The sequence below is a fragment of the Sphingomonas sp. PvP055 genome (assembly GCF_040546365.1).
Taxonomy (GTDB): domain Bacteria; phylum Pseudomonadota; class Alphaproteobacteria; order Sphingomonadales; family Sphingomonadaceae; genus Sphingomonas; species Sphingomonas echinoides_A.
The window spans coordinates 2313541-2339978 of the sequence record NZ_JBEPNS010000001.1 but is presented as its reverse complement, the minus strand read 5'-3'; the positions used below and the strand labels follow the sequence as shown (position 1 = coordinate 2339978).

Sequence of the window (26438 nt, the reverse complement as noted above, 5' to 3'; positions counted from 1 at the left end):
GTTGCCTGTGTGTCAGTGACAAAAGCGTTAGGTTCGTTCCGGGGGCTTGTCACCGGGAATGTGGCCGACGCGAACCGATTGCGGCGCTCCTGTGGCGATTGCGCAACACGTAGCAACAGTTGCCAGCCCGCGACCTCGCGCCTAGAGCGACCGCTTGAGCACCACCGGGGCGGACAGACCGAACCATATGATCCTATCCCGATACGAACGCATGATCGCCCGGCGCTACTTGCTGCCGGGCAAGGGCGAAGCGTTCATCTTCCTCGTCGCCGGGATCAGTCTCGTCGCGGTCATGCTCGGCGTCGCGGCGCTCGTGATCGTGATGAGCGTGATGAACGGCTTCCGCGCCGAACTGTTCGACAAGATCGTCGGCCTCAACGGCCATGCGGTGGTGCAGGGCTATGGCGGCCAGATGCCCGACTGGCGCCGCGTCGTCGGCCTCGCCGAAGCCACGCCGGGCGTCACCAGCGCGACGCCGCTGATCGAACAGCCGCTGATGACCACCTACAACGGCCGGGTCGAAGGCATATTGCTCCGCGGGATGCGCGTTGCGGACATCCGCTCGAACAAGACGATCGGCAGCAAGATCGTGATGGGCTCGCTCAGCAACCTGACGCCGGGCAGCGGCAAGATCGCGATCGGGTCGGGGCTGGCGGACTCGCTCGGCGCGGTCGTCGGCAGCCAGATCGCGCTGATCAGCCCGCAGGGACAATCGACCCCGTTCGGCACGGTGCCGCGGATCGTCAACTACACCGTCGGCGCGGTGTTCACGATCGGCGTGTACGATTTCGACAAGGCCTATGTCATAATGCCGCTGGAGGATGCGCAGACGCTCCTCATGTTCGGCGACTCGGTCAATATCGTCGAGCTGCAGACCACCAATCCGGACCAGATCGGCCCGATCCTCGCGCCGCTGGTCGACAAGATCGGGCGGAGCGGGGTGGTGCAGGACTGGCGCCAGATGAACGCGCAACTGTTCGAGGCATTGGGCGTCGAGCGGGTCGCGATGTTCACGGTGCTGTCGATCATCATCCTGGTCGCGGTGTTCAACATCCTGTCGTCGCTGATCATGCTGGTCCGCGCCAAGACCCGCGACATCGCGATCCTCAGGACGATGGGGGCGAGCAGGGGGGCGATGATCCGCATCTTCATGACCGTCGGCACCACGATCGGCGGGCTCGGCGTGATCGCGGGGCTGATCCTCGGCTTCATCTTCCTCCAGTTCCGGCAGGATGTCGTCAACGTCGTGCAATGGGCGACCGGGCAGAATCTCTGGGACCCCTCGGTCCGGTTCCTGAGCGAACTCCCGTCCAAGACCGATCCGGTCGAAGTCACCGTCATCGCGCTGATGGCGCTGGTGTTCAGCTTCCTCGCCACGCTCTACCCCGCGCTCAAGGCGGCGAGCACCGATCCCGTCCAGGTGCTTCGCTATGAATGAACCGGTTCTCTCCGTCACCGGCCTGTCGCGCAGCTTCGCGCAGGGCGGCGAGACGATCGAAGTCCTGCGCGGAGTCGATCTCACCGTCGGCGCGGGCGAGATCGTCGCTTTGCTCGGCCCCTCGGGGTCGGGCAAGTCGACGATGCTCCAGGCGGTCGGCCTGCTCGAGGGCGGGTTCGGCGGATCGATCCGGATCGACGGCGAGGAAGCCGCACGGCTCAACGCCGACGGGCGGACGCGGGTGCGGCGCGACAAGCTCGGCTTCGTCTATCAGTTCCACCACCTCCTCCCCGATTTCAACGCGACCGAGAATGTCGTCTTGCCCCAGATGATCCAGGATCGCCCGCGCGACGAAGCCGACGCCCGCGCCGCCGCGCTCCTCACCGCGCTCGGCCTCGGCCACCGCCTGACGCATCGCCCGAGCCAGTTGTCGGGCGGCGAGCAACAGCGTGTCGCGGTCGCCCGCGCGCTCGCCAACCGGCCCGCGCTGGTGCTGGCGGACGAACCGACCGGCAACCTCGACGAGGGCACCGCGGACGTGGTGCTCGCCGAGTTCCTCCGGCTGGTGCGCGGGGAAGGCTCTGCGGCGCTGGTCGCCACGCACAACGAACGGATCGCCGCCAAGATGGACCGCGTCGTCCGGCTCCACGAAGGACGGCTTGCATGACAGCCTGGACCGACCCACCGACGCTGGTCGGTCAGCATGTCACGCTCCGCCCGACGGTGCTCGACGATCGCGACGGCATCGTCACGGCGGCGGCGGACGGCAAGATCAGCGAACTGTTCTTCACCAACGTCTCGACGCTGACCGACCCGGACTCGTTCATGGCGGCGCTGTTCAAGGAGCGCGATTACGGGCGCGCGATGCCGTTCACGGTGTGCAAGCCGGACGGGCAGGTCGTCGGCCTCACGCGCTACATGCGGATGAACGCCGCGCACCGCCGGCTCGAGATCGGCGGCACCTTCTACGCACAGTCGGTCCAGCGCAGCGGGGTCAATACCGAGGCCAAGCTGCTCCTGCTCAAACACGCGTTCGAGCAAATGGACTGCAACGCGGTCCAGATCCGCACCGACTGGTTCAACAAGGCCTCGCAAAAGGCGATCGAGCGGCTCGGCGCGAAGCGCGACGGCGTGCTCCGCAACCACCAGCTGATGGACGGCCGCATCCGCGACCTCGTCGTCTATTCGATCATCGCGAGCGAATGGCGCGGGGTCGAACGCAACCTGCGCTTCCTGCTCGCGCGCAACCAAGGAACACCGGCATGACCAAGATCACCGAGCTGACCGTCCACGCCGCCGACGGCAAACTGGTCGACCTCAAGACCTATGCCGGGCGCGTGCTGCTGATCGTCAACACCGCGTCCAAGTGCGGCTTCACCCCGCAATATGCCGGGCTGGAGGCACTCCACCGCAAGTTCGCGGACAAGGGGTTCGCGGTGCTCGGCTTCCCGTGCAACCAGTTCGGCGCGCAGGAGCCCGGCAATGCCGAGGAGATCAAGAATTTCTGTTCGCTGACCTATGACGTCAGCTTCCCGCTGTTCGCCAAGGTCGACGTCAACGGCGCGGATTCCGACCCGTTGTTCACCGAGCTTAAGGCGCAGGCCCCGGGGTTCCTCGGCACGCAGGCGATCAAGTGGAACTTCACCAAGTTCCTGGTGGATCGCAGCGGCAAGGTGGTGGAGCGCTATGCGCCGACGACCAAGCCTGAGGCGATTGAGGGGGATATCGCCAAGCTGCTGTAGTACTCCAAAATACTCTGAATCTCGCGCCGACGCTGAGGGGATTTAACCAGATCTGAGCCGTTAGCGCTCGCATGCGTTGGCAAGGTGACAACCGGTACTCAAAACCGTAGGCTAACTGAGCTTAGGGGATCAGTATGCCAACACTCACAGTGAATGAATTTTCCTGCTTACGTGAAGCGGTATTCGAACTTGCACCGGTAAATGTTATCATTGGACCGCAAGGTAGCGGCAAAAGCGTAACAACTAAGCTTCTCTATTTCTTCGCCGATATTCTATCAAACTTCCTGCAATATGCAGAAAAGCAGGACTCCATAGAAGACTATCGCAAGATCGTAGCGAAACAATTCAGTATATGGTTTCCCCCATCAGCATGGGGTTCCGGAAGGTTCAATATATCATACGTGGCGAACCCATTCTCTGCTCGTATTTTGAGGCGGAAGAGAGGGGGTAAACTTTCTGATGAAGTTTCCGTGACATTCTCTGAGTGGTTTACTGAGTTCTATATTCAAACTAGTGAACTATTTGAAAAGAACCGCTCTAGTAGCGATCTCGATCTTGGAGACAGTGTTGGAATAGATGACGCATTTGATCGGGCTTACCGTGTTAGAGATATAGCCACACGAAGAATGCAAGTCGAAATTGGTACAGAATATTTGTCTCAGCAGACGTTTATTCCAGCGGGCCGTGCATTTTTTACTAGTATTGGAAGGTTAGTTGCGGGATTCGAACAGGCGGGAAATCTAGATCCAGTAACTCTTAAGTTTGCAAAGCTATTTGCAAACCTTCGAGATAGACAATTTAGTAGATATTCTAGTCGAAAAATGACCACCGAGTTCGTCGAAAAACGAATGTCATTCATGAATGAATTGTTTGGCGGAGAGATCCGCTACGAGGGCGATAGCGAATACGTAGAGTCGACAGACGGGCGTAAAATCCCTTTTTCGTCGTTGTCGAGCGGACAGCAAGAGTTGCTGCCAATGTGGTCTATCATGGACTATTTTAATGGAATTGATGCGTCGCGAATTGCTGCGTCATCAAAGTCTGTCCGGCGTTCGCGCGAACTCGTCTATATTGAGGAACCGGAAGCGCACCTTTTTCCGTCTGCGCAGAGCTTGCTTATGGAATTCCTGATTGGATCAGTCGTATCCGAGCGGCGGAGAAGTCTAATCATTACGACGCATAGCCCTTACATAATGTCAAAGCTTAATGTGTTTCTGAAAGCAGGGCAGCTAGCGCGGCGCAAAAAACGAAATCAAGACATAAACGATATTGTAAGTAGAGAATGTTGGCTGAACGAGAACCAGCTTTCGGCTTTTGCAATTGAAGACGGGAAGCTTAAGAATCTCATCGACGACGATGGCCTCATTGATGGGACTTACCTAGACGGAATATCTGAACAAATCTCACGAGAGTTCTCCGATTTGCTTCAAATCGAGTCGGAGATTTAGGTCATGAGCAATAGTTGTACTAAACGGGTATCTCATTCGAAGGTTAAGGTTGAAGAAAATAAGCGAAAGGCCGTTTTTAGAAACCCAAATAATGTAGATTACGATGTTACTACTATTGACGGATGTTTGGTAAAAGAAGGAATCCGATCAGACTTCATGGTAAGCGAGGTTGGCAAAATTTCAGTACTAATCGAGTTGAAGGGAAAGGACGTAGCGCACGCCTGTGACCAATTGCTGGCCACCGTTAAGAGAGATAATGTGAGAGACCTGATGGAAAAGAGAATTGGTTTCTTAGTAATTTGCCGTAAACTTCCTAGATTTGATACGTTTGTGGCAAAGGCAAAGCAAAAATGCGCAAAGGAACTTAAGGCAGGGTTCCACGTTGTTTGTGATAAAGGTGAATTTGATATAGAACAAGTAGCTTCTATTAATGGTAAGCTTTGATATCGTAATCAAAGTGGCAATGACGTATTTTGATGTATTTCCATTTTGCTCATCTGAATTGTCTCAGTAGGTTTTGACGTTAGTTGGGAGGGCATATTCTATGATATATAGAAGGGGTGAAATGGACTCTATTTGAGCGGGAAGTAGAGTTGAGCACTGTCGGTTGCCACCGACGGCCTTAAAACTAAAAGGCTCATCTCCTCCCCCCGCTCCAAAAATCCCCATCCCCCCGGTTCCCAGAATCGCCCCCACGGCGCATAAGCCCCCCATGTCTCATGCTGGCTTCGTGCCCCTCCGTATCTTCTCGTCCTACACCATGCTCGACGGCGCGATCGAGCCCAAGGCGATCGCTAAGCACGCGCAGCAGCTCGGTTTTCCCGCCGCTGCGCTGACCGATCGCAACGGGCTCTACGCCGCGATGGCCTTCTCCGACGCCGCGATGGCCGCTGGCGTCCAGCCGGTGATCGGGACGATGCTGGGCGTCTGTCGCCCCGACATGCCCGAGACCGCGGCTCCGGTGCTCGACTGGATCGCGCTCTATGCGCAGGACAAGACCGGCTATGACAATCTGTGTAAGCTCGTCTCGCGCGCGCATCTCGATCGTCCGCTAGAACTCGCCGCGCATGTCGATTTTGAGGCGCTGGCGGCGTGTTCGGACGGGCTGATCGCGCTCACCGCCGGGCGCGAGGGCGGGCTCGCGCGGCTGTTCGCGGAGGATCAGCCGAGCCGGGCGCTCGCTTATGCCGACCGGTTGCAGGCGCTGTTCCCCGACCGGCTGTATATCGAGCTCACCCGCCGCTCGTGCGAGATCGAGGGCAAGGCCGAACCGCATCTGCTCGACCTGGCGTATGACCGGAACCTGCCGCTGGTCGCGACCAACCCGTGCTGCTTCGCGAACGAGGATTTCAGCGAGGCGCATGACGCTTTGCTGTGCATCGCCAACTCGACCTATATCGCGAGCGACGACCGCCCGCGCAGCTCGCCCGATGCGTGGATGAAGCCCGCCAAGGAAATGAAGGCGCTGTTCGCCGATCTTCCCGAGGCGATCGACAACACCATGATCGTCGCGCAGCGCTGCGGCGTGGCCGCGCCCAAGCGCAAGCCGATCCTGCCGAGCCTTGCGGGCGACCGCGAGGCGGAAGCCGAGAAGCTGCGCGTCGATGCGCGCGCGGGGCTGGAGCGGCGGCTCGACCGGATCGCCGAGCTCGGACTGTTGTCCGCCGGGGGGCAGAGTGCCGAACAGACCGGCGACTGGCGCACGCCGTATCGTGAGCGAATCGAATTCGAGCTCGACGTCATCATCCAGATGGGGTTCCCGGGCTACTTCCTGATCGTCGCGGACTTCATCAAATGGGCGAAGGACCACGACATTCCGGTGGGGCCGGGCCGTGGCTCGGGCGCAGGCTCGGTCGTCGCCTGGGCGCTGACGATCACCGATCTCGATCCGATGAAGCTGGGGTTGCTGTTCGAACGCTTCCTCAACCCGGAACGCGTGTCGATGCCCGACTTCGACATCGATTTCTGCGAAACCCGTCGCGGCGAGGTGATCCGCTACGTCCAGCAGAAATACGGCCGCGATCAGGTCGCGCAGATCATCACCTTCGGGAAGCTGAAGGCGCGCGCGGTGTTGAAGGACACCGGCCGCGTGCTCCAGATGGGCTATGGCCAGATCGACCGGCTGGCGAAGCTCGTCCCCAATCTCCCCGCAGACCCGTGGACGCTGAAGCGCGCGATCGACGGCGTGTCCGAACTCCACAGCGAGTATAAGCAGGACGGCAACGTCCGCCATCTGCTCGATCTCGCGATGAAGCTCGAGGGGCTCCCGCGCCACAGCTCGACCCACGCCGCTGGCGTGGTGATCGGCGATCGTCCGCTCGCCGAGCTGGTGCCGCTGTACCGCGATCCGCGCTCGGACATGCCGGTCACGCAGTTCGACATGAAATATGTCGAGGGCGCGGGGCTGGTGAAGTTCGACTTCCTCGGGTTGAAGACGCTGTCGGTCTTGAAGAAGGCGATCGACCTGTTGGCGGTGCGCGGGGTCGTGCTCGATCTCGACGCGCTCGAATGGGACGATGAGGGCGTCTACAAATTGCTGCAGAAAGGCGACACGGTCGGCGTCTTTCAGCTCGAATCGGAGGGAATGCGGCGCACTTTGTCCGCGGTTCGGCCGTCGAATTTCGGCGATATCATCGCGCTCGTGTCGCTGTATCGCCCGGGCCCGATGGACAACATCCCGATGTTCGGCAAGCGCAAGAACGGGCTCGAGCCGATCGTCTATCCGCACGCGCTGCTCGAGGGGATCCTGTCGGAGACCTACGGGATTTTCGTGTATCAGGAACAGGTTATGCAGGCCGCGCAGATCCTCGCGGGCTATTCGCTGGGGCAAGCGGATCTGCTGCGCCGCGCGATGGGCAAGAAGGTCAAGGCCGAGATGGACGCGCAGCGCGCCGGCTTCGTCGAGGGCTGCAAGACGATCAACGGGATCGACAAGGCCAAGGCGAACGAACTGTTCGACTTGATCGACAAGTTCGCCGGCTACGGTTTCAACAAATCGCACGCCGCGGCCTATGCGTTGCTGTCGTACCAGACGGCCTGGCTGAAGGCGCATCATCCGCACGAATTCTATGCCGCATCAATGTGTTTCGACATGACGCTCACGGACAAACTGAGCATTTTCGTCGATGACATGCGCCGACTGGAAGTCGCGTTGCTGCCCCCCGACATCAACCGCAGCGAAGCCGAGTTCACGGTCGAGGACACCGGCGACGGTCTCGGCGTCCGCTATGCCTTGGCCGCGCTGAAATCGGTCGGCGAGGGCGCGATGGAAAAGCTCGTCCAGGAACGAGAGGCGAACGGCAAGTTCGAGTCGATCGACGATCTCGCCCGCCGCGTCGACCCCCGCCTGATGAACAAGCGCCAGGTCGAGACGCTCGCCTCGGCCGGCGCGTTCGACTGCCTCGACGAGAACCGCGCCGGGCTACACGCCTGTGCCGAAACGATTCTTGCGACTGCCGCCCGCATCCACGACCAGAAGGTCAGCGGGCAGGGCGGCCTCTTCGGCACCGCCGACGCCGCCGAACCCCCGATCAAACTCCCCCGCTCGGCGCACTGGTCGGTCGCGCAGCGGATGGACCAGGAGAAGGACGCGTTCGGCTTCTACCTCTCGGCGCACCCCGTCGACCGCCACGGCCACCTCGCCAAAATGCACGGCGCCCGCAGCTTCGCCGCTTTGGGCGAGCTCTCTATCCCCGACGACGGGACGCGCGCAGGTGCAACGATGGCCGCTTTAGTCGAGGACGCGCGCTGGCGCACCTCGGCGCGCGGCAAGCGCTACCTGATGGCAACCTGTTCAGATCCCTCGGGACAATTCATCGCGACCTGCTTCGACGACGCGGTCGCGGCGGACCTCGAGGAAGCCGCGCGCAACAACGGCTGCGGCTTGCTGACGGTAGAGCTCGACCGCCGGCCCGGCGAGGAAACGCCGCGCGTCTCGATCAAACGGATCCAGCCGTTCGAACAGCTCGCCAACAGCGCGCGGTTCGCGCTGGAAGTCCGCATCCACAGCCCGATCGGCATCGCGGCCCTCGCAAGCGTCCTCAGCGACGTGCGCGGGGCGCGCGGCGAAGTCTGGGCGACCGTCCCCGTCGCCGATGGCGGCGAGGCGCGTGTCTTGCTCGGACGCGACTTTTTGCTCGACGGAGAGCTTGCCGAGCGCATCGAAGGCTTGCAGGATGTCAGCCAGGTAGAGCTGAGAACCGCCGAAGCGCGGCTGGCTCTGGTGGGGTGAGCCAGCACCCCACCGACGGTCTGGAGAGAGACGATGCTCGGCGGAATGCAGGATTTCGAATTGCGTGTGCCGCGCCTGGTCGATCACGCTGCGCGCGAGCACGGCGACCGCGAGATCGTCACGTATTGGGCATCCGGGATCGAGACCCGAACCAATTGGTCCGGAATTGCGCGCGATGCCCGCAAACTGGCGCAAGCGCTTGAACGCCTATCGATCAAACCGGGAGATCGCGTTGCGACGCTGGCGATGAACCACGCGCATCATCTGGTCGCATGGTACGGTGTGATCGGAATGGGCGGTGTGATCCACACGATCAATCCGCGGCTGTTCGACGAGCAACTCGCGTTCATCGCCAACCACGCAGAGGACCGCGTGCTGTTCTACGATCGGCAATTTCAGCCGATCGTCGACCGGTTGAAGGCGCAATGGCCCTCGATCGAGCACTACGTCTGCTTTGACGACGGCGCGTTCGAAGCACTGATCGGGGCGGAGGATGGCGCGTACGACTGGGTAGAGGGTCCCGAACGGGATCCGTGCATGCTGTGTTACACCAGCGGGACGACCGGAAACCCGAAGGGGGTCCTGTACGAACATCGCTCGACCGTCCTTCACGCAATGGCCGAAGTCGCCCCGTGGGTGTTCGACCTATCCTCGAACTCGGTAGTCTTGCCCGTCGTGCCGATGTTTCACGCCGCATCCTGGGGCTTGCCGTTCGCGGCCGCGATGGCCGGAGCAAAGGTGGTCTATTCCGCGGCAAACGATCCTGCGGTGTTATGCCGCCTGATGAACGACGAGCAGGTAACGCATTCCGCGGGTGTTCCGACGGTGTGGCTCGCGCTGTTCCAGTATATCGATTCCGGTGGAGAGGCCCCGCAGCACCTACGCCAAGTCACGATCGGTGGGTCGGCCGCACCACGCGCGATGATCGACCGGATCATGGGGATGGGTGCGACCGTAAAGCATCTGTGGGGAATGACCGAGACGTCGCCGATCGGGACGGCGGGGTGCTACCCACCGCATTGGGAGACGATGAGCCGCGACGCCAAGCTGGACCACGCCTGCAAGCAGGGGCAGATTCCGTTCGGGATCGAGCTTCGTGTGGTCGACGATGCCGATACGGTATTGCCGCGCGACGGGGCCAGTTCAGGGCGTCTGCAGGTGCGCGGTCCCTGGGTGGTCAAACGCTATTTTAAGGCCAAATCAGACGCTGTAGACGCCGAACAGTGGTTCGATACCGGCGATGTGGCTGTGCTTCATTCCGACGGGACGATGCAGATTACCGATCGGGCGAAGGACGTCATCAAATCCGGGGGGGAGTGGATTTCTTCGGTAGACCTGGAGAACGCCGCGGTCGGGTGTGGCGGGGTTGCGGAAGCGGCGGCGATCGGCGTCTATCATCCAAAGTGGGACGAGCGTCCGCTGCTGCTCGTCGTCCGAAAATCGGATAGTATCGTCACTGCCGAGGAGATCACTGCGCATCTGGCGGCGCATGTCGCAAAGTGGTGGTTGCCGGACGAGATCCTGTTCGTCGATTCACTTCCGCATACCGCGACGGGCAAGCTATTGAAGACTGCGCTGCGGGCGACGTATCGCAATCATGTGCTGGCCGCGTACGGGGAAACCGCACAGTATTTCTGACGGCTTTACCCCTTTGGCTTTTCCGCCGCCCATGCCGCTTCCAGAGCGGTTTCTGTTGCAGAGGGGGTACGCAAGCGGAGTGCTTCGATCTTGAGGTCTCGACCAAGCAACGGGCGGCTCTTGGTGCGCCACACGATGTCGTAAATTCCGTTTGTCGTTTGGAGTTTGTCGTCGTTCCAATATTGAACGGTGAGGAGCACGGGCAGTTTGCCGGTCGCGCGATCTTCACGACCATCGGTAACCTTCAGCAAGGCGCGCTCATATGCATCCCGGCTGATCGTCTGCGTAGCAGACGTCTGCGGCGCGACTCCTAACGCGTTGGGAAAGACTGCGGTCACGTCGCCCAACGGATGCCGCTCGTCTGTTACAAGGACAAGGTCGCCGTTGCGCGCGACTGTCGCCTTGATGGCATAGCGCGCAGCCTCACGGCTTTGCGTGACCGACTGTGTTTGCTTCTCGGCTTGTTCGCTCCGCCTGTCCGACCAGGTCAACCATAACCCCAGAGCCGCGATCGCGACACCTGCCACGCTTACGATCTCCGCCAGTGACACCCATCGGCGACGGATGGCCGCCGCTTCCGCTTTCTCGGCTTTGGTGACAGGGAGGTTCGGCTCAGGAGACTCGCTCATCGACCGCCTGCCTCCAGCACCTGCTGCGGTGCCGCAAGTTCCCAACTGATCGCAATCCGGTCGTCGACACGATCCCAGTTTACCGTATCACCATTCAGCCGTACGGCGATCCAGCCGGACGCTCCAAGATAAGCCGGTTTGTAATACGTTTTCGGATCGAACTCGATCAGTTGCGCTTGTTCATCTCCGCCGGTCGTCCGCACGATCAATGCCGTCTCGCCATCGTCATGATGATTGTGCCAAAAATAGGCAAAGAACTTTCCGTCAGCGACAACGAAGCCTGGCGCTCCGTGAGACTCGCGCTCGAGGGCCTCCGGGAGCGCCAAGCACAGCGTCCGGATGCGTTCAATCAGGGGGGTCGGATCGACGATCATCGAGTTACAAACTCCGCCAGGATACGAGGATAGAGGCGATGTTCCGCTGCCAGAACGCGCCCCGCAAGCGTGTCGGACGTCTCGCCCGGCTCGATCACGACCTCGGTTTGTCCTAGTACTTCGCCACCATCGAGTTCTTCGGTGACGACGTGGACCGAACACCCTGCCACTGCGTCGCCGGCCGCGAGAGCGCGAGCATGTGTGTCGAGACCTTTATACTTTGGAAGAAGAGAGGGATGAATGTTGACGATCCTTCCCCGCCACGCTTCGACGAACGTGTCTGACACCAGCCGCATGTAACCGGCGAGGGCGATCGTTTCGACGCCTGCCTCGCGCAGGGCATTCTGGAGCGCGCTTTCATACGCAGGCTTGCCGATCCCTTTCGGGGACAGCGTCCAGGTCGCTATGTCGTGATCCTTGGCCCAAGCGATGCCAGCGGCATCCGGTTTGTCCGACGCCACCAGAACGACTTCGTATGGGCACGCATCATCCCGCGCCGCGTCGACCAGGGAAATCATGTTCGATCCGCGACCGGAGATGAGAATGCCGACCCTGATTTTTTGACCGGACATTCAAGCTTTCCCAGTTCCGGCCATCGAGCTGATCAAGGCTCGAAGGCCTCGACCAGGCGATCCTGCTCCAGAACGGACGGACCCGTTCCAGGGGTGGAATGCCGAATCGATCGAAAATGCGGGCTTATCCATGGTTGTGTGTGGCAGTCCAATCAGCTTTGCCGCCCCAGGTTTCGGTCGAGCCTGAAACGGTGCATCCTCGCGCCCCCGGGACGAGTAAGCCGATCGAAAATACCGTCTCACCGGCCGCCTGCAACGCCGCAGTGACGGCTCCAACGTTCTCCGCCGCGACAATGACCGCCATGCCGACACCACAATTGAACGTCCGGGCCATCTCTTCGGGTTCAATATTTCCCTGGGCTTGAAGGAACGCCATCAGCCTGGGCTGCGGCCAAGCGTTGGCGTCGACCTGTGCGTGGACGCCGTCTGGCAAAACGCGCGGGATGTTCTCTAACAAGCCGCCCCCGGTAATATGTGCAAGGCCCTTGATCTGTCGATCTGCGAGCAACGGGAGCAAGGATTTCACATAGATCCGAGTGGGTGCCATCAGGGCGTCGATCAGCCGGACTTCATTGTCGAACAGGGCAGGGCGATCGAGCTTCCATCCCTTGTCCGCAGCCAGCCTCCGAACCAGCGAGAAGCCATTGGAATGCACGCCCGATGAGGCAAGCCCGAGGATCACATCGCCTGCCGCGATATCGTGGCCGGTCAATACTCTGTCCCGCTCGACCGCACCGACACAGAAGCCCGCGAGATCGTAGTCGCCCGGCGCGTACATGCCCGGCATCTCGGCGGTCTCTCCGCCGATCAGCGCGCAACCCGCCTGCAGACATCCTTCGGCGATCGAGGCGATGACTCGTTCGGCCACCACGGGATCAATTTTTGCGGTCGCGTAATAATCCAGAAAGAATAGCGGTTCCGCGCCCTGAACGATCAGGTCGTTGGCGCACATCGCAACCAGATCGATCCCCACGCCGTCATGCGCGTTCTGGTCAATCGCGAGCTTGAGCTTGGTGCCGACGCCGTCGTTTGCCGCGACCAGAAGTGGGTCGACAAATCCGGCCGCCTTGAGATCAAAAAATCCGCCAAAGCCGCCGAGATCGGCATCCGCACCAGCACGTCGCGTGGCCTTTGCCATCGGACCTATGGCGCGGACCAGCGCATTGCCGGCCGCAATCGAGACGCCCGCCTGGGCATAAGTGTAGGACGCCTTGTCCGGTTCGTTTTCGCTCATGATGCCCGCCTAGCCATATCCCGCTTGGATTTCCACGCCTCCTTCGCCAAAAGGGCGCCGACATGTCGATCCACCGCTTTTTCCGGCCCTTGGGGCTCGCAGCCGTACTCGGCATTGCGGTGACGGGTGGGTTGGGGCTCGCACAGGGCGACAATCCGACTCAAGGCCTCGCGTCGGCGGATGCTTCTGGAAGCTACGAGGTCAGTGGAGTCGCAGTCGACGTTACAGGCAAGTCTGCGGATCAAGCCCGCTTCGCCGGGTGGCGGCTTGCACAGCGTAAAGGTTGGCAGATCCTGTCCAGGCGCCTCGGCGGGGGCGGCGCCATGCTGTCTGACGGAGCTCTTGATAGCATGGTGTCCGGGATCGTCGTCGAAAACGAGCAGATCGGTCCCAATCGATACGTCGCCAAGCTGGGGGTATTATTCAGTCGCGCACGGGCGGGATCGATTCTTGGTGTTGCGGCTGAAGCCACGCATTCGCAGCCGATGCTGACTATTCCGATCGAAATGAGCGGCGGCGCAACCGTCGGCTTCGAGCAGAAGACGGCGTGGCAGGACGCTTGGCTTCGCTATCGGACGGGCAATAGCCTGATCGATTATATCCGGCCGACGGGCACCGGGACTGATCCTCTGTTGCTCACTTTTGGCCAGACCGAGCGGCGTGGGCGTGGTTGGTGGCGCGTCGTGCTTGACCAATATGGCGCGACGGATGTTCTTGTTCCTACCGTCCAGATCCGCCGCGAATGGCCCGGGGGGCCGATCATCGGTACGTTCCAGGCGCGGCACGGCCCAGACAATCATTTAATTGCGCAATTCACGCTGAGGGTCGACAACGGCGATGCGTTGCCAGTGCTGCTTGATGCCGGCGTGAAGCGGATCGACGATGCGTATCAGGCCGCGCTGCGGAACGGTGCTCTGATGGGGGATTCCGGGCTCTCCTACGTGGCGCCAGTCGCGACACCGACGCCGCTTGCAACGCCGACCGAACTTCCGCTGCCCGGAGCCGACGGGATGGCTGGTGCGACCGGATCGGTGATCACTGTACAGGTGGACACGCCCACCGCGGCGTCGGTTACAGCGACCGAATCGCAGTTGCAGGGCGTTCCAGGAGTTCGTTCCGCTATCACAACGAGCCTTGCTCTCGGTGGTGTTTCAGTGATGCGGGTTCAATTCGATTCGGATCCCGCCGTACTTCATACGGCGCTTGAAGCGCGGGGCTGGACCGTCGTCGGAAGCGGAACGACCCTCCGCATCCGTCGCAACACGCCTGCAACGCCGGCAGCGCAGGCTGCTTCCACAGACGACACGACCGGCTGATGCCGCGATGTCCGACCCGACGCTCATGACCCTTTCTGCGCAGATGGCGCTGCCATTAGACTGGCCGGCCGATCCGCGTGATGATGAATTCCTGATTGGACCCTCGAACGCTCGGGCTGTCCAGCAGCTCGAGCATTGGAGCACATGGCCCGTAATGGCGGTGGTGGTTACCGGGCCGCGTAAATCGGGACGGAGCCTGATCGCACGGATCTTTGCCGCCAAGACCGGCGGCGGGCTGATCGACGATGCGGAACGGCAGAATGAAGCCGTGATCTTCCATGCGTGGAACAGAGCGCAGGAAGAACGACGTCCCGTCGTGGTCGTCGCGGACGCGCCGCCACCTGAATGGGAAATCAAGCTACCGGATTTGCGGTCGCGGCTCGTCGCCAGCCCCATGCTGCGGATCGGAGATCCGGATGAGGTGCTGATGGCAGCGCTGTTCGAACGACAGTTCCTGCGCCGCGGGCTGGATGCACGCCCGGACCTCATTCAATGGCTGGTTGCGCGCGTCGAACGTACCCACGTCGCGTTGCTGCGCGCAGTCGACCTGCTGGATCAGGTCGTGCTAGAGCGGCGCAAGCGCTTGTCGATCCCGCTCGCGCGGGCAACATTGCAAGAGGCGGGGCTGATCGGCGGCCACGCTCCAGACCCGGCAGAGCATCCATGACGAGACCCGCCCATATCGCGAGCCTTGATCGCGACGACGACCCATTCGTCGGGACCGACGGTAGTGACCGGTATTTCAATCGGGAATTGTCGTGGCTGGCGTTCAATCGCCGGGTGCTGGAGGAGGCGACCAATACCGCGCACCCGCTGCTTGAACGGTTGCGGTTCCTGTCGATTTCAGGGTCTAATCTTGATGAGTTCTTCATGGTACGGGTCGCCGGTCTGAAGGGCCAGCAGATCCAGGACGTGGGACGTCGTTCGAGCGATGGCCTTACTTCGGGCCAGCAGCTATCGGCGATCGTTGCGGAGGCGGACGCGTTGATCGAAAGTCAGCGTATCGTCTGGCGCGAACTCCGGCGGTTGCTTGCGGAAACCGGGATCGGCGTGCTGAGCTCGCGCACGATCGACGAGGCTTTGACCGCGGACGAGTTGTCCTGGCTGGAAACGCAGTTTCGCGAACAGATCTTCCCGATCCTCACGCCGCAAGCGCTGGACCCCGCGCATCCGTTCCCGTTCATATCGAACAAGGGCCTTGCGGTGATGTTCGATCTGGTTCGCATTTCGGACGACCAGCCGATCCGCGAACTCGTCATGCTTCCGGCGCCGATGCCGCGCTTCCTGCGACTGCCCGGCACCTCCGCGCGATATGTCGCGGTCGAATCGCTGGTGAAGCGGTTCGCGCCGTTGATCTTTCCGGGGTACCGCGTGCTTGGCGCGGCCGAGTTTCGCGTGCTTCGGGACAGCGATATCGAGATCGAGGAAGAAGCCGAGGATCTGGTTCGCTACTTCGCCAACGCGATCAAACGACGGCGGCGTGGGCGCGTGATCCGTCTCGAACTTGAGAGCGGGATGCCCGAGCGGCTCGGCGCGGTGTTGCGCGATGAACTCGGCGGGCCGGATTGCTTCGTCACCGAAAGCGGCGCCTTCCTCGGCGTGGGCGACCTTGAGGCGATCGTCGACGAGGATCGGCCGGACCTCAAGTTCCCGCCCTTCTCCCCCCGGTTTCCGGAGCGAATCCGCGAATATGGCGGCGATTGCTTTGCGGCGATCAGCGCCAAGGACATCGTCGTTCACCACCCGTACGAGACGTTCGACGTGGTTCTGGCGTTCCTCAAACAGGCTGCGGCGGACCCGGATGTGGTTGCGATCAAGCAGACGTTATACCGCGCGGGCAAGCAGTCGGCGGTGATCAACGCGCTGATCGCTGCGGCTGAGGCGGGCAAGTCGGTGACGGCCGTGGTCGAACTGAAGGCGCGCTTCGATGAGGAGCAGAATCTGCTGTGGGCGTCGGCGCTGGAGCGGGCCGGGGTGCAGGTGGTTTATGGCTTCATCGACTGGAAGACACACGCCAAAGTCTCGATGGTGGTGCGGCGCGAAAATGGTCAATATCGCACATACTGCCATTTCGGGACCGGCAACTATCATCCGATAACCGCGAAAATATATACTGATCTCAGCTTCTTCACGGCGGATCCTCGCTTGGGGCGGGATGCTGCGCAGATGTTCAATTACGTCACGGGCTATGTCGAACCCGAGAATATGGCGCTGATCAGCCTGTCCCCGCGCGACATGCGGCCGCGGCTGATGGACTTGATCGACACCGAGATTGCCAATGCCCGCGCAGGGAAGCCGGCCGCAATCTGGGCGAAGATGAATTCCGTTGTCGACCCCGAGACGATCGACAAACTCTACGAAGCGAGTGCCGCCGGGGTCCAGATCGACCTGATTATTCGCGGTATCTGCTGCTTGCGGCCGGGGGTTTCTGGCCTGTCCGAGAACATCCGTGTCAAGTCGGTGATCGGGCGGTTCCTCGAGCACAGCCGGATTTGGGCGTTCGGCAACGGCAAGGATCTGCCCAACCCCGATGCGTGCCTGTTCATCACATCGGCCGACTGGATGCAGCGCAATTTCGATCGCAGGATCGAATATATGCTGCCGATCGAAAACCGCACGGTCCATGACCAGATCCTTGGCCAGGTGATGGTGGCGAACCTCATCGACGACGAACAAAGCTGGGAATTACAGGCGGATGGCAGTTATGTCCGCGTCGTTCCCGGCGAGCGACCGTTCAATCTTCACCGCTATTTCATGACCAACCCGTCGCTCTCGGGCCGCGGTGCGGCACTCGCGGCGAGCGGGTCCGTCCCCAAATTGTCGCTTCGGCGCAGGCGTTAGGCACATCATGGCGACGACCCTTTTCCGCACGCCCAAGCCGGCGAGCCCTCCCGCCGCGCCTGCCGCCAGCGAGGACCGCATGGGCATCATCGACATCGGATCGAATTCGATCCGCCTCGTGGTGTATCAGGGCCCCGAACGCTTGCCGGCGACGCTGTTCAACGAAAAGGTGATGGCGGGCCTCGGTCGCGGGTTGGCGGAGACCGGCGCGATCGCACGCGACGCTTTGGCAACAGGCTCCGTCGCTTTGGCGCGATTTGCCGCCGTTGCCCGCGAAATGGAGGTGACTCGCCTCCGTACCGTCGCAACCGCCGCGGTGCGCGATGCCAGCAACGGCGCTGAATTGCTCGCCACCGCGCGCGCGCTCGGGTTGGACGTGGAATTGCTGTCGGGCGAACAGGAGGCGTCCGGCGCGGGCTATGGCGTGCTCTCCGCGATCCCGGATGCCGATGGGATCGTTGGCGATCTGGGCGGCGGAAGCCTTGAGCTAATCCGCGTTTCCGGCGGAGAAGTGCGCGACCGGATTTCCTTCCCGCTTGGCGTTCTGCGGATCGGCGCGATCCGCAACAAGGGGCCGGGCGCGCTGCAGCGCGTGGTCGAGCAGGCGCTGCGCGAGTCGGGCTGGTCGGGCAAGGGGGCCGGGCTTCCACTGTATCTCGTCGGGGGATCGTGGCGCGCGCTCGCGCGGCTCGACATGCACATCAACAGCTATCCGCTGCCGGTGATCCACCAATATGCGATGACGCGCGCCGCGATCGATCGGCTCGGTCGGACGATCAGCCACGTCAACAAGGCTTGGCTGCGCGCAGTTCCCGGCCTGTCGGCAAGTCGGGCCGCAACGCTCGGCGATGCCGGGGGTTTGCTCGGCGTGTTGATGAAGCATCTCGGCACCGAGACGACGGTCGTATCGGCCTTCGGCCTCCGCGAAGGCCTGATATTCGACGCGCTTGATCCCGCCATCCGCGCGCAGGACCCGCTGATCGTCGCGGCGCGCGACGAGGGGCAGCGGCACGGACGCTTTCCGGAACATGGCGATCTGCTCGACAGCTGGATCGCGCGACCGTTCCAGCGCGACACGCCGGACATGGTGCGGCTGCGGTTGGCTGCATGCCTGCTGGCGGACGTCGGCTGGCGCGCCAACCCGGAGTTCCGGGCCGAACGCGGGGTCGAGATTGCGCTTCATGGCAATTGGGTCGCGGTCGACGCGCGCGGGCGCGCGGTGATGGCGCAGGCCTTGTTCACCAGCCTGGGGGGCGGCCTGGACACGCCAGCCCCGCTTGCGATGCTGGCCCCCCCCGCGGACCTGAAACGTGCGGTGCAATGGGGGCTTGCGATGCGATTGGGGCAACGGATGAGCGGCGGACTTGCGGGGCCGTTGTTGCGGACGTCGCTGCACGACGACGGAACGATGCTGACGCTGCGGGTCGCCGAAGCCGACTGCCCCTTGTACAGCGAAACCGTCGAGCGTCGGCATTCGGCGCTGGCAACGTCGTTGGGGCGCAAGATCGCGCTCGCTTCGACACCGCCGAACTGACGGATCGACACGGTTCCAGCGTGATTTAGCGCGAGATCGCGCCGTTTCCGTCGCTGGTGAGCGGACGAATGGTTACCAATTGAAAAGAGGGTTAGCATAAACCCCGGTTCGAAGCCGTGGCTGACGGTTTGGGGGAATGTGATGGAACCGTTCGCGGACCGGCTGACCAAAGCGGCGGAGGCGCCCGCCGATCGGGAGAAGACGGCTTCCAGATTGCCCGCGGAACTGGCGATCGTGGTCCCGACCTTCAACGAATCGCGAAACGTGCCGCTGCTGGTCGAGGCGTTGCGCACCGCCTTGGGCGACATCCGTTGGGAAGTCGTTTTCGTCGACGACAATTCGCCGGATGGCACGGCACACCGGGCCCGCGCGCTTGCGCTGGAAGATTACCGAGTCCGCGTCGTGCATCGGTTCGACCGGCGGGGCCTTGCCTCTGCGTGTGTCGAGGGGATCCTGGCGACGTCGGCGCCGTATGTCGCGGTGATGGACGGCGACATGCAGCATGACGAGACCATCCTGCGCGACATGCTCGCGCGCCTCCGCCGTGGCGACGTCGATCTGGTGGTCGGCAGCCGCTACGTCGAGGGCGGCGGGATGGGGGACTGGACCCGGCAGCGAATCGCGATGAGCCGGTTCGCGACGACCCTCGCCAACACGCTGACCAAGACCGCGATCGGCGATCCGATGAGCGGGTTCTTCATGCTCACGCGCGAGGCCTTCATGGGCTCTTTGCCCGGTCTGTCGTCGGTCGGGTTCAAGATCCTGCTCGACATCGCGGCCTCGTCGCCGACCCCGTTGCGGGTCGCCGAAGTGCCCTTCACCTTCCGCACCCGCCAACATGGCGAAAGCAAGCTCGATGGCCTGGTGCTGTGGGAATATCTTCAGCTCCTGCTCGACAAGATGATCGGCCATGTCGTGCCGATCCGGTTCGTCAGCTTCGCGCTGGTGGGCGGGTCGGGCGTGGTCGTGCATTTCCTGGTGCTGACGGTCGTCTTGCAGACGCTGCTGGCGCTGTTCGGCGCGGCGGACGAAGACCGCTGGTTCGCGATCGCACAGGGCGTGGCGACGCTGGTCGCGACGTCGAGCAACTTCTTCCTCAACAACATCCTGACGTACAACGACCAGCGCCTGAAAGGGCAGCGCCTGTGGTGGGGGTGGCTGACGTTCAACATCGTCTGCGGGATCGGGTTGTTCGCCAATGTCGGGATCGCGCGCTGGTTGTACCAACGGCACAATTACCTGGTGCTGTCCGCGCTGGCCGGGGTCGCGGTGACGACGGTGTGGAATTACTCGATGTCGTCGCTCTTCACGTGGCGGAAGCGTCGATGAGCGGCGCGTCGACGGAGCGAGCAGCGGGAGCACGAACGAAGCAAGCGCGCTCGCGCCACGGGCTGGCGGCGTTCGCGGTCATTCTGCTGTTCGCCGCGGTCCTGCGGTTCGCGCTGTCGGACTACGCCTTGTGGTTCGACGAATATGCGTCGCTGTTCTTCGCGCATCAGCCGTTCGCACGGCTGTGGAGCGCGTGGATGATCCGGGAAACCAATCCGCCATTGTTCTACTCGATCCTGCGGGGATGGCTGCTCCTGGTTGGGCCGATGGACCGGATCACGCTGCGCGTTCCGACGATCATGGCGAGCCTGCTGCTGATTGCGGTGAGCTATTTCGCGCTGGCCCGGCACTATGGCGAACGCGCTGCGACAGCCGGCGCGTTGCTGCTGGCGGTGTCCGCGCAGCAGATCGCCTATGCGCATCAGGTGCGCGGTTACAGCATGCTGGCGGTGGCGCTGACGATCTCGTTCTTCAGCCTGATGCGGATCGTCGCGGCCAACGAAAGCAATACGCGGCAGCGCGTGACGTCGTGGCTGGGGTATGTCGGGGGTGCGATCGCGGCGGTCTATCTTCATGGCACTGCGGTGCTGTGGGTGCCGGTCGCGACGCTGGCGCTGATGGCGGTGGACCGGCGGTTCGTTCCCTTCGTCGGGCGTGACTGGCTGCGGCTGGCGCTTGCGGATCTGGTGATCGTGATCGGGTCGGGGTGGGCGCTCTATATCATCTACTGTCAGACGCGGGTGCCCAACCCCAATCTGTCGTGGCTGCACTTCCCGGGCGTGCCGATCTCGCTCGAGCTCTTCTGGGCAAGCACGCTGCTGATGCGGGACCCGTGGGGAATCCAGAGCATTGCAGCGACCGTCGTGTTCGGCGCGGCGCTGTTTGGGATCACGCGAACGATCCACCGCAAGGCGACGCAACTCGCGGCGGTGTGCTGGGTCGGGATGCTCACGCTGTTCATCCTGTTCAGCCTGAAACAACCCGTGATTGTCGAACGGACATTGGTCTGGATCGCGATCTTCCCGGTCACGCTCGCCTGTGCGTGGCTCAGCACGCTTCGGAGCCTGCGGACATTCCTGCTCGCCGCCGGCGTACTGACGGGGCTGACCGCGGCCAACCTGTGGGCGACGCAGTCGGGGTTCGAGTTGGAGGACTGGCAAGGGGCGGTCGCGCAAGTGCTGAAGGACCCGCGCGGCGTCATCGTCGTCAGCGGGGAGGGCGGCGCGGTGATCGCGGACGAGGCCTGCAAGCTCGCGGACCGGCGCGACACCTGCCGGGTGCCGATCATCACATTGTCGGGACAGACCAACAACGCCTGGGCAAAGGGCTATGCGCCCACGATCCCGACCGTCGGCAAAGATCGGCTCGACCTGCCCAAAACGTCGAATCTCTATCTGATCCAACGGTTTGCAGAGCAACCCTTGAGCGATTTGCAAGCCGCCGGGCTGTTGCCCGACGACGGGGAGAACCTCGACTTCTTCGTCGGGCCGTTCGGTCCGCCGCTGGTGTCGCGGCTCGAGCGAAGCGCCTGTGTCGAGGGCAGGGTGCTCAACCCGTCCTGTGCGGCACCGCGCGACCGCTGAGGCCGGTCAGGTAACGTCCTCGGTGCGCGTCATCTTGAGCTTGCCACCGACGACCGCGAAGGCGAGGCGCCCCTCGACCAGATCGAGCGCGTCGCGGCCGAACTGATCGAAGCGCCAACCCTCGAGGATCGACAAGCCTTCGCGCTGCCCGGCGGCGAGCGCGTCCAGATCGTCGGTCCGCGCGAGCAGCCGCGCGGCAACGTCGATTTCCTTGGAACGGATCTTGAGCAGCAGCTTGAGCAGGTCGGCGACCAACGCGCCGTCCTTGCCGAGCCCGGGTTTGCGATCGTCGCGCGCGGGGAGGTCTTCCGCCGCCATCGGTTCGGCATGCTCGATCGCGGCCATCAAGCGGGCGCCGATGTCGTTCTGCGCCCAGGTCGCGGAGAGGCCGCGGACCTTCGCCAGATCCGCCTGCTTGCGCGGGGCGTGGCCCGCCAGATCGGCGATCGTCTCGTCCTTGACGATCCGGCCGCGCGGCAGATCCTTCGCGCGGGCTTCGATTTCGCGCCACCGCGCGAGCGCCTTGAGCCGACCGAGCACGTCGGGCTTGCGGCTGGGGATGCGGATGCGCTTCCACGCTTCCTCGGGGTCGTTGGCGTAATTCTTGGGGTCGCCGATCCGCTCCATTTCCTGGTCGAGCCACGCCCCGCGCCCGGTCTTGCGCAGGCGGGCGAGCATCTTGGGGAAGATGTCCGCCAGATGCGTCACGTCGCCGATCGCATATTCGATCTGCCGCGCGTCGAGCGGACGGCGGCTCCAGTCGGTAAAGCGCGCGCCCTTGTCGATCGTCAGGCCAAGCCACGCGTCGACGAGGTTAGAATAGCCGATCTGCTCGCCCTGGCCGAGCGCCATCGCCGCGACCTGCGTATCGAACAGCGGATAGGGGGTCTTGCCGGTGAGGTTATAGATGATCTCGAGGTCCTGCCCGCCGGCGTGGAAGACCTTGAGCACCTCATCGTTGTTGACCATCAGCTGGAGCAGTGGAGCGAGATCAAGCCCCGGCGCCATCGGATCGATCGCGGCGGCCTCGTTGCTGTCGGCGATCTGGATCAGGCAGAGCTCCGGCCAGAAGGTGTTCTCGCGCATGAATTCTGTATCGATGCAGACGAAGTCGGCTTCGGCCAGTCGCGTGCAGAGATTGGAGAGCGTGGCGGTGTCGGTGATGAGCGGATGGATGTGCATCACCCCCCCATAGCGACGGTGGTGCGCCTTGACAAAGGTGGGTGGGGGAGGGAAGCGCAGGCCATCCATTTCACCCTTGTGGAGCGGGCGTTGCGCCCGGTCCGCAGCGGCCCCGGCCTGTGCCGGGGTGGCGCACATGAGAAGAAGAACGATGCACGCTTATCGCACGCACACCTGCGCCCAGCTGCGCGCCGCCGACGTTGGCTCCTCGGTCAAGCTGTCGGGCTGGGTTCACCGCAAGCGCGACCACGGCAATCTGCTGTTCGTCGATCTGCGCGACCATTACGGCATCACCCAGATCGTCACCGACAGCGACAGCCCGACGCATGCGTTGCTCGACAAGGCGCGGCCCGAGTCGGTCGTGACCGTCGTGGGCGACGTCGTCGCACGTTCGGGTGAGACGGTGAACGCGAATCTACCGTCGGGCGAGATCGAACTGCGCGCACGGGAGGTTACGGTCCAGTCGTCGGCGCACGAGCTGCCGATGCCGGTGTTCGGCGAGAACGAATATCCCGAGGATATCCGCCTGCGCTACCGCTTCCTTGATCTGCGGCGTGAGCGGTTGCACGCGAACATCCTGCTACGCTCGAACGTGATCGCGTCGTTGCGGACGCGGATGGTCGACCAGGGGTTCACCGAGTTCCAGACGCCGATCCTGACCGCGTCGAGCCCTGAGGGCGCGCGCGATTATCTGGTGCCGAGCCGGGTGCATCCGGGCAAATTCTACGCGCTGCCGCAGGCGCCGCAGATGTTCAAGCAGCTGCTGATGGTCGCCGGCTTCGACCGCTATTTCCAGATCGCGCCGTGCTTCCGCGACGAGGATGCGCGCGCCGATCGTAGCCCGGGCGAATTCTACCAGCTCGATTTCGAGATGAGCTTCGTGACGCAGGACGACGTGTTCGCGGCGATCGAGCCGGTGCTGCACGGCGTGTTCGAGCAGTTCGCCGACTGGCAGGGCAAGGGGCGCACCGTCTCGCCGCTGCCGTTCAAGCGCATTCCGTACCGCGAATCGATGCTGAAATACGGCAACGACAAGCCCGATCTGCGCAATCCGATCGAGATTACCGACGTATCCGAGCATTTCCGCGGCTCGGGTTTCGGGCGCTTCGCGTCGATGGTCGAAGGCGGCGATGTCGTCCGCGCATTGGCGGCACCCAACACGCATGAGAAGAGCCGCAAGTTCTTCGACGAGATGAACAGCTGGGCGCAAAGCGAGGGCTTCCCGGGGCTTGGCTATGCGACCCAGAAGGACGGCGTGTTCGGCGGGCCGATCGCCAACAACCACGGCCAGGACGGCATGAAAGCGATCGCAGAGGCGCTCGGGCTTGGGCCGAACGATGGCATCTTCTTCTCGGCGGGCAAGGAAGCGTCGGCCGCGAAGCTCGCGGGCCTCGCGCGCACGCGGGTTGCCGAGCAGCTCGGGCTGATCGACGACAAGCGCTTCGAATTCTGCTGGATCGTCGATTTCCCGATGTTCGAATATGACGAGGACGCCAAGAAGGTCGATTTCAGCCACAATCCGTTCTCGATGCCGCAGGGCGAGATGGAAGCATTGGAGACGATGGACCCGCTCGACATCCTCGCGTTCCAGTACGACATCGTCTGCAACGGGATCGAGCTGTCGTCGGGCGCGATCCGGAACCACAAGCCCGAGATCATGTACAAGGCGTTCGAGATCGCTGGCTATACCCAGGCCGACGTCGACTTGAACTTCGCGGGCATGATCAACGCGTTCAAGTGCGGCGCCCCGCCGCACGGCGGGTCCGCGCCGGGTGTCGACCGGATCGTGATGCTGCTGGCGGACGAGCCCAACATCCGCGAGGTCATCACCTTCCCGATGACGCAGAAGGCGGAGGACCTGATGATGGGCGCGCCCAACTTCGCGACGCCCAAGCAGTTGAAGGAACTCAACCTGCGCGTGACCGGCGATGGCGCCAAGGCGGTCGAGGCGGCGGGCGAAGCGGCGAGCTGAACCTGATCGTCGGGGCTGCCCGGATCGAATGGCGGGGCGTTGCGTATAACAGAGCGGCACCCCGCCGCCGTTCCACGATAAAGGGCCGATCCCGATGACGCTGCACCTCGCCGATTACGAAGCCGGGAAAAAATATCACGGCGAGTATGGTGATGATCTGGACGCGCTGCAGGAGCGTCTGGCGCATGTTCAAGTCGCGCATATCGTCCGCAACAAGCGCGCGATCGTCGTGTTCGAAGGCTGGGATGCCGCGGGGAAGGGCGGGATCATCAAGCGGCTCTGCGCCGAATGGGACCCGCGCAATTTCGAGGTCTGGCCGATCAAAGCGCCGACGCAGGACGAGCTCGACCATCATTTCCTGTGGCGTTTCTGGCAGAAGCTTCCTGCATGCGGCGACATCGCAGTGTTCGACCGCAGCTGGTACGGTCGTGTCCTGGTCGAGCGCGTCGAAGGCTATGCCAGCAAGGACGAGTGGAAGCGCGGCTACGACGAGATCAACGCGTTCGAGGCGCAGCAGGTCGATTCGGGGACGACGATCGTCAAGCTGTTCGTCCATGTGACGCAGGCGGAACAAGACAAGCGGCTGGAAGACCGGCTGGAGTCGCCGTGGAAGCGCTGGAAAACCGGGATCGATGATTATCGCAATCGCGACAAGCGCGACCAGTATCTCGATGCGATGCACGACATGTTCAAGCGTACAGATACCAAGGCGGCACCGTGGACGATCATCGACGGGAACGACAAGAAGGCCGGGCGAATCGCCGCGCTGACCGCGATCGCCGAAGCGCTGGAAGCGCAGGTCGACATGAAGCCGCCCGAACTGGACCCGGAGATCGAGAAGGTCGCCCGCAAGGCTTTGGGAATTTAGCGGCGGGGACGGCGGTGCGCGATAGCGCGCACCGTACGGGTCACCGGTCTAGATCCATAGCAGCGCGATCGGCACCACCGCCCCAAGTGCCAGCAGTATCAGCGACGTGCGCCGCGACCCTTTGTTCGAGAGCGCAATCATGATGCCGAGCACCGTCGATGCGGCGAGGGCGATCGACAGCAGCACGACGAAGATCTTGAGCGGCAGCGGGGATGGCCGCTTCGCGTCCTTGCGTGGCCCGCCTTCAGGCTTTGCCGTTGCGACAGCCGCACCCGCCGGCTTGGGGCGCACGGTTCTCGCTTCGCGCGGCGGCCCCTGATCCTTGTGGACGCTCGCAAGCCAGACGATCCAGTTCGGCGGCGGACCGCCATACCCCTTCGCCTCCTGCAACCGGAAGGTCTGCAACGCGCCGCTGACCGAGAACAGCAGGATCATCGGCGCGAAGAACAGCCCGAGATAGGTGTGGTAACGCCGCAAGGCGCGCAGGGTGTTGGGTCTCATCGCGCA

General features: G+C 62.7%; 22 protein-coding genes. 16 read left to right on the top strand and 6 right to left on the bottom strand.

The genetic code is table 11. The features are described 5' to 3' along the window. Nucleotides 1–187 precede the first annotated feature (187 nt). The 8 genes from ABIC16_RS10945 (at nt 188) to ABIC16_RS10910 (ending at nt 10497) form a co-directional block, all read left to right on the top strand. Nucleotides 188–1438 (top strand): lipoprotein-releasing ABC transporter permease subunit, encoded by a 1251-nt coding sequence (locus ABIC16_RS10945; RefSeq protein WP_277971181.1) that lies wholly within the window; start codon nt 188–190, stop codon nt 1436–1438. After that, entirely contained in the window at nt 1431–2105 is a 675-nt protein-coding gene (locus ABIC16_RS10940) for an ABC transporter ATP-binding protein (protein ID WP_277971180.1), read from the top strand. The genes ABIC16_RS10945 and ABIC16_RS10940 overlap by 8 nt, the downstream gene beginning before the upstream one ends. Next, nucleotides 2102–2704 (top strand): GNAT family N-acetyltransferase, encoded by a 603-nt coding sequence (locus ABIC16_RS10935; RefSeq protein WP_354291112.1) that lies wholly within the window; start codon nt 2102–2104, stop codon nt 2702–2704. The genes ABIC16_RS10940 and ABIC16_RS10935 overlap by 4 nt, the downstream gene beginning before the upstream one ends. After that, nucleotides 2701–3180 carry a glutathione peroxidase gene (locus ABIC16_RS10930; protein WP_354291111.1) on the top strand — a complete coding sequence of 160 codons (480 nt, stop codon included), beginning with the start codon at nt 2701–2703 and terminating at the stop codon, nt 3178–3180. Before ABIC16_RS10935 ends, ABIC16_RS10930 begins: the two co-directional genes overlap by 4 nt. A gap of 134 nt (nt 3181–3314) precedes the next feature. After that, complete coding sequence (locus tag ABIC16_RS10925; protein ID WP_354291110.1) at nt 3315–4628, top strand: AAA family ATPase; 1314 nt, start codon at nt 3315–3317, stop codon at nt 4626–4628. A gap of 3 nt (nt 4629–4631) precedes the next feature. Then, complete coding sequence (locus ABIC16_RS10920) at nt 4632–5072, top strand: hypothetical protein (protein ID WP_354291109.1); 441 nt, start codon at nt 4632–4634, stop codon at nt 5070–5072. A gap of 268 nt (nt 5073–5340) precedes the next feature. Continuing rightward, on the top strand, nt 5341–8859 hold the full coding sequence (dnaE, locus tag ABIC16_RS10915; RefSeq protein WP_354291108.1) for a DNA polymerase III subunit alpha: 3519 nt from the start codon (nt 5341–5343) through the stop codon (nt 8857–8859). 33 nt (nt 8860–8892) lie between these two features. Then, nucleotides 8893–10497 carry a long-chain fatty acid--CoA ligase gene (locus ABIC16_RS10910; protein WP_354291107.1) on the top strand — a complete coding sequence of 535 codons (1605 nt, stop codon included), beginning with the start codon at nt 8893–8895 and terminating at the stop codon, nt 10495–10497. Between the two features lie 5 nt (nt 10498–10502). On the opposite strand, the gene ABIC16_RS10905 is transcribed toward ABIC16_RS10910, so the two are convergent. From ABIC16_RS10905 to purM, 4 genes are all read right to left on the bottom strand, one after another. Then, the gene (locus ABIC16_RS10905; RefSeq protein ID WP_354291106.1) at nt 10503–11171 is read right to left on the bottom strand and encodes a hypothetical protein; all 669 of its coding nucleotides are present in this window, start codon (nt 11169–11171) and stop codon (nt 10503–10505) included. After that, a complete protein-coding gene (locus ABIC16_RS10900; RefSeq protein WP_354291105.1) occupies nt 11123–11500 on the bottom strand; it encodes an MmcQ/YjbR family DNA-binding protein in 378 nt (125 codons plus the stop codon). The genes ABIC16_RS10905 and ABIC16_RS10900 overlap by 49 nt, the downstream gene beginning before the upstream one ends. Continuing rightward, nucleotides 11497–12072 (bottom strand): phosphoribosylglycinamide formyltransferase, encoded by a 576-nt coding sequence (purN, locus tag ABIC16_RS10895; RefSeq protein WP_354291104.1) that lies wholly within the window; start codon nt 12070–12072, stop codon nt 11497–11499. Before purN ends, ABIC16_RS10900 begins: the two co-directional genes overlap by 4 nt. 124 nt (nt 12073–12196) lie before the next feature. Continuing rightward, the gene (purM, locus tag ABIC16_RS10890) at nt 12197–13306 is read right to left on the bottom strand and encodes a phosphoribosylformylglycinamidine cyclo-ligase (protein ID WP_354291103.1); all 1110 of its coding nucleotides are present in this window, start codon (nt 13304–13306) and stop codon (nt 12197–12199) included. Nucleotides 13307–13368: 62 nt separating this feature from the next. Between purM and ABIC16_RS10885 the strand changes: the two genes are divergently transcribed. The 6 genes from ABIC16_RS10885 (at nt 13369) to ABIC16_RS10860 (ending at nt 21909) form a co-directional block, all read left to right on the top strand. Continuing rightward, nucleotides 13369–14622: a heavy-metal-associated domain-containing protein gene (locus ABIC16_RS10885; RefSeq protein ID WP_354291102.1), complete on the top strand. Its 1254-nt coding sequence runs from the start codon at nt 13369–13371 to the stop codon at nt 14620–14622. Nucleotides 14623–14665: 43 nt separating this feature from the next. Beyond that, a complete protein-coding gene (locus tag ABIC16_RS10880) occupies nt 14666–15289 on the top strand; it encodes an HdaA/DnaA family protein (protein ID WP_354292306.1) in 624 nt (207 codons plus the stop codon). Further along, nucleotides 15286–17463, top strand: a complete 2178-nt coding sequence (locus tag ABIC16_RS10875; protein ID WP_354291101.1) for an RNA degradosome polyphosphate kinase — start codon at nt 15286–15288, stop codon at nt 17461–17463. Before ABIC16_RS10880 ends, ABIC16_RS10875 begins: the two co-directional genes overlap by 4 nt. 7 nt (nt 17464–17470) lie before the next feature. Next, nucleotides 17471–18997 (top strand): Ppx/GppA phosphatase family protein, encoded by a 1527-nt coding sequence (locus tag ABIC16_RS10870; protein ID WP_354291100.1) that lies wholly within the window; start codon nt 17471–17473, stop codon nt 18995–18997. Nucleotides 18998–19138: 141 nt separating this feature from the next. Further along, complete coding sequence (locus ABIC16_RS10865) at nt 19139–20326, top strand: glycosyltransferase (protein ID WP_354291099.1); 1188 nt, start codon at nt 19139–19141, stop codon at nt 20324–20326. Continuing rightward, the gene (locus tag ABIC16_RS10860) at nt 20323–21909 is read left to right on the top strand and encodes a glycosyltransferase family 39 protein (protein WP_354291098.1); all 1587 of its coding nucleotides are present in this window, start codon (nt 20323–20325) and stop codon (nt 21907–21909) included. Before ABIC16_RS10865 ends, ABIC16_RS10860 begins: the two co-directional genes overlap by 4 nt. A 6-nt stretch (nt 21910–21915) precedes the next feature. On the opposite strand, the gene rnd is transcribed toward ABIC16_RS10860, so the two are convergent. Continuing rightward, entirely contained in the window at nt 21916–23091 is a 1176-nt protein-coding gene (gene rnd / locus ABIC16_RS10855) for a ribonuclease D (protein WP_354292305.1), read from the bottom strand. A 151-nt stretch (nt 23092–23242) separates the two neighbouring features. Here rnd and aspS point away from each other — a divergent pair, with 151 nt between their 5' ends. Then, a complete protein-coding gene (gene aspS, locus ABIC16_RS10850) occupies nt 23243–25063 on the top strand; it encodes an aspartate--tRNA ligase (protein WP_354291097.1) in 1821 nt (606 codons plus the stop codon). A 94-nt stretch (nt 25064–25157) separates the two neighbouring features. Further along, a complete protein-coding gene (locus tag ABIC16_RS10845; protein ID WP_354291096.1) occupies nt 25158–25931 on the top strand; it encodes a polyphosphate kinase 2 family protein in 774 nt (257 codons plus the stop codon). A gap of 48 nt (nt 25932–25979) precedes the next feature. Here the strand turns inward: ABIC16_RS10845 and ABIC16_RS10840 are convergent, their stop codons facing one another. Then, the gene (locus ABIC16_RS10840; RefSeq protein ID WP_354291095.1) at nt 25980–26432 is read right to left on the bottom strand and encodes a hypothetical protein; all 453 of its coding nucleotides are present in this window, start codon (nt 26430–26432) and stop codon (nt 25980–25982) included. Between the last annotated feature and the right edge of the window lie 6 nt (nt 26433–26438).

Coding starts and splice junctions, on each gene's coding strand:
- ABIC16_RS10945 (WP_277971181.1), top strand. CDS start 188: ATGATCCTATCCCGATACGAACGCATGATCGCCCGGCGCTACTTGCTG.
- ABIC16_RS10940 (WP_277971180.1), top strand. CDS start 1,431: ATGAATGAACCGGTTCTCTCCGTCACCGGCCTGTCGCGCAGCTTCGCG.
- ABIC16_RS10935 (WP_354291112.1), top strand. CDS start 2,102: ATGACAGCCTGGACCGACCCACCGACGCTGGTCGGTCAGCATGTCACG.
- ABIC16_RS10930 (WP_354291111.1), top strand. CDS start 2,701: ATGACCAAGATCACCGAGCTGACCGTCCACGCCGCCGACGGCAAACTG.
- ABIC16_RS10925 (WP_354291110.1), top strand. CDS start 3,315: ATGCCAACACTCACAGTGAATGAATTTTCCTGCTTACGTGAAGCGGTA.
- ABIC16_RS10920 (WP_354291109.1), top strand. CDS start 4,632: ATGAGCAATAGTTGTACTAAACGGGTATCTCATTCGAAGGTTAAGGTT.
- dnaE (WP_354291108.1), top strand. CDS start 5,341: ATGTCTCATGCTGGCTTCGTGCCCCTCCGTATCTTCTCGTCCTACACC.
- ABIC16_RS10910 (WP_354291107.1), top strand. CDS start 8,893: ATGCTCGGCGGAATGCAGGATTTCGAATTGCGTGTGCCGCGCCTGGTC.
- ABIC16_RS10900 (WP_354291105.1), bottom strand. CDS start 11,500: ATGATCGTCGATCCGACCCCCCTGATTGAACGCATCCGGACGCTGTGC.
- purN (WP_354291104.1), bottom strand. CDS start 12,072: ATGTCCGGTCAAAAAATCAGGGTCGGCATTCTCATCTCCGGTCGCGGA.
- purM (WP_354291103.1), bottom strand. CDS start 13,306: ATGAGCGAAAACGAACCGGACAAGGCGTCCTACACTTATGCCCAGGCG.
- ABIC16_RS10885 (WP_354291102.1), top strand. CDS start 13,369: ATGTCGATCCACCGCTTTTTCCGGCCCTTGGGGCTCGCAGCCGTACTC.
- ABIC16_RS10880 (WP_354292306.1), top strand. CDS start 14,666: ATGGCGCTGCCATTAGACTGGCCGGCCGATCCGCGTGATGATGAATTC.
- ABIC16_RS10875 (WP_354291101.1), top strand. CDS start 15,286: ATGACGAGACCCGCCCATATCGCGAGCCTTGATCGCGACGACGACCCA.
- ABIC16_RS10870 (WP_354291100.1), top strand. CDS start 17,471: ATGGCGACGACCCTTTTCCGCACGCCCAAGCCGGCGAGCCCTCCCGCC.
- ABIC16_RS10865 (WP_354291099.1), top strand. CDS start 19,139: ATGGAACCGTTCGCGGACCGGCTGACCAAAGCGGCGGAGGCGCCCGCC.
- ABIC16_RS10860 (WP_354291098.1), top strand. CDS start 20,323: ATGAGCGGCGCGTCGACGGAGCGAGCAGCGGGAGCACGAACGAAGCAA.
- rnd (WP_354292305.1), bottom strand. CDS start 23,091: ATGCACATCCATCCGCTCATCACCGACACCGCCACGCTCTCCAATCTC.
- aspS (WP_354291097.1), top strand. CDS start 23,243: ATGCACGCTTATCGCACGCACACCTGCGCCCAGCTGCGCGCCGCCGAC.
- ABIC16_RS10845 (WP_354291096.1), top strand. CDS start 25,158: ATGACGCTGCACCTCGCCGATTACGAAGCCGGGAAAAAATATCACGGC.
- ABIC16_RS10840 (WP_354291095.1), bottom strand. CDS start 26,432: ATGAGACCCAACACCCTGCGCGCCTTGCGGCGTTACCACACCTATCTC.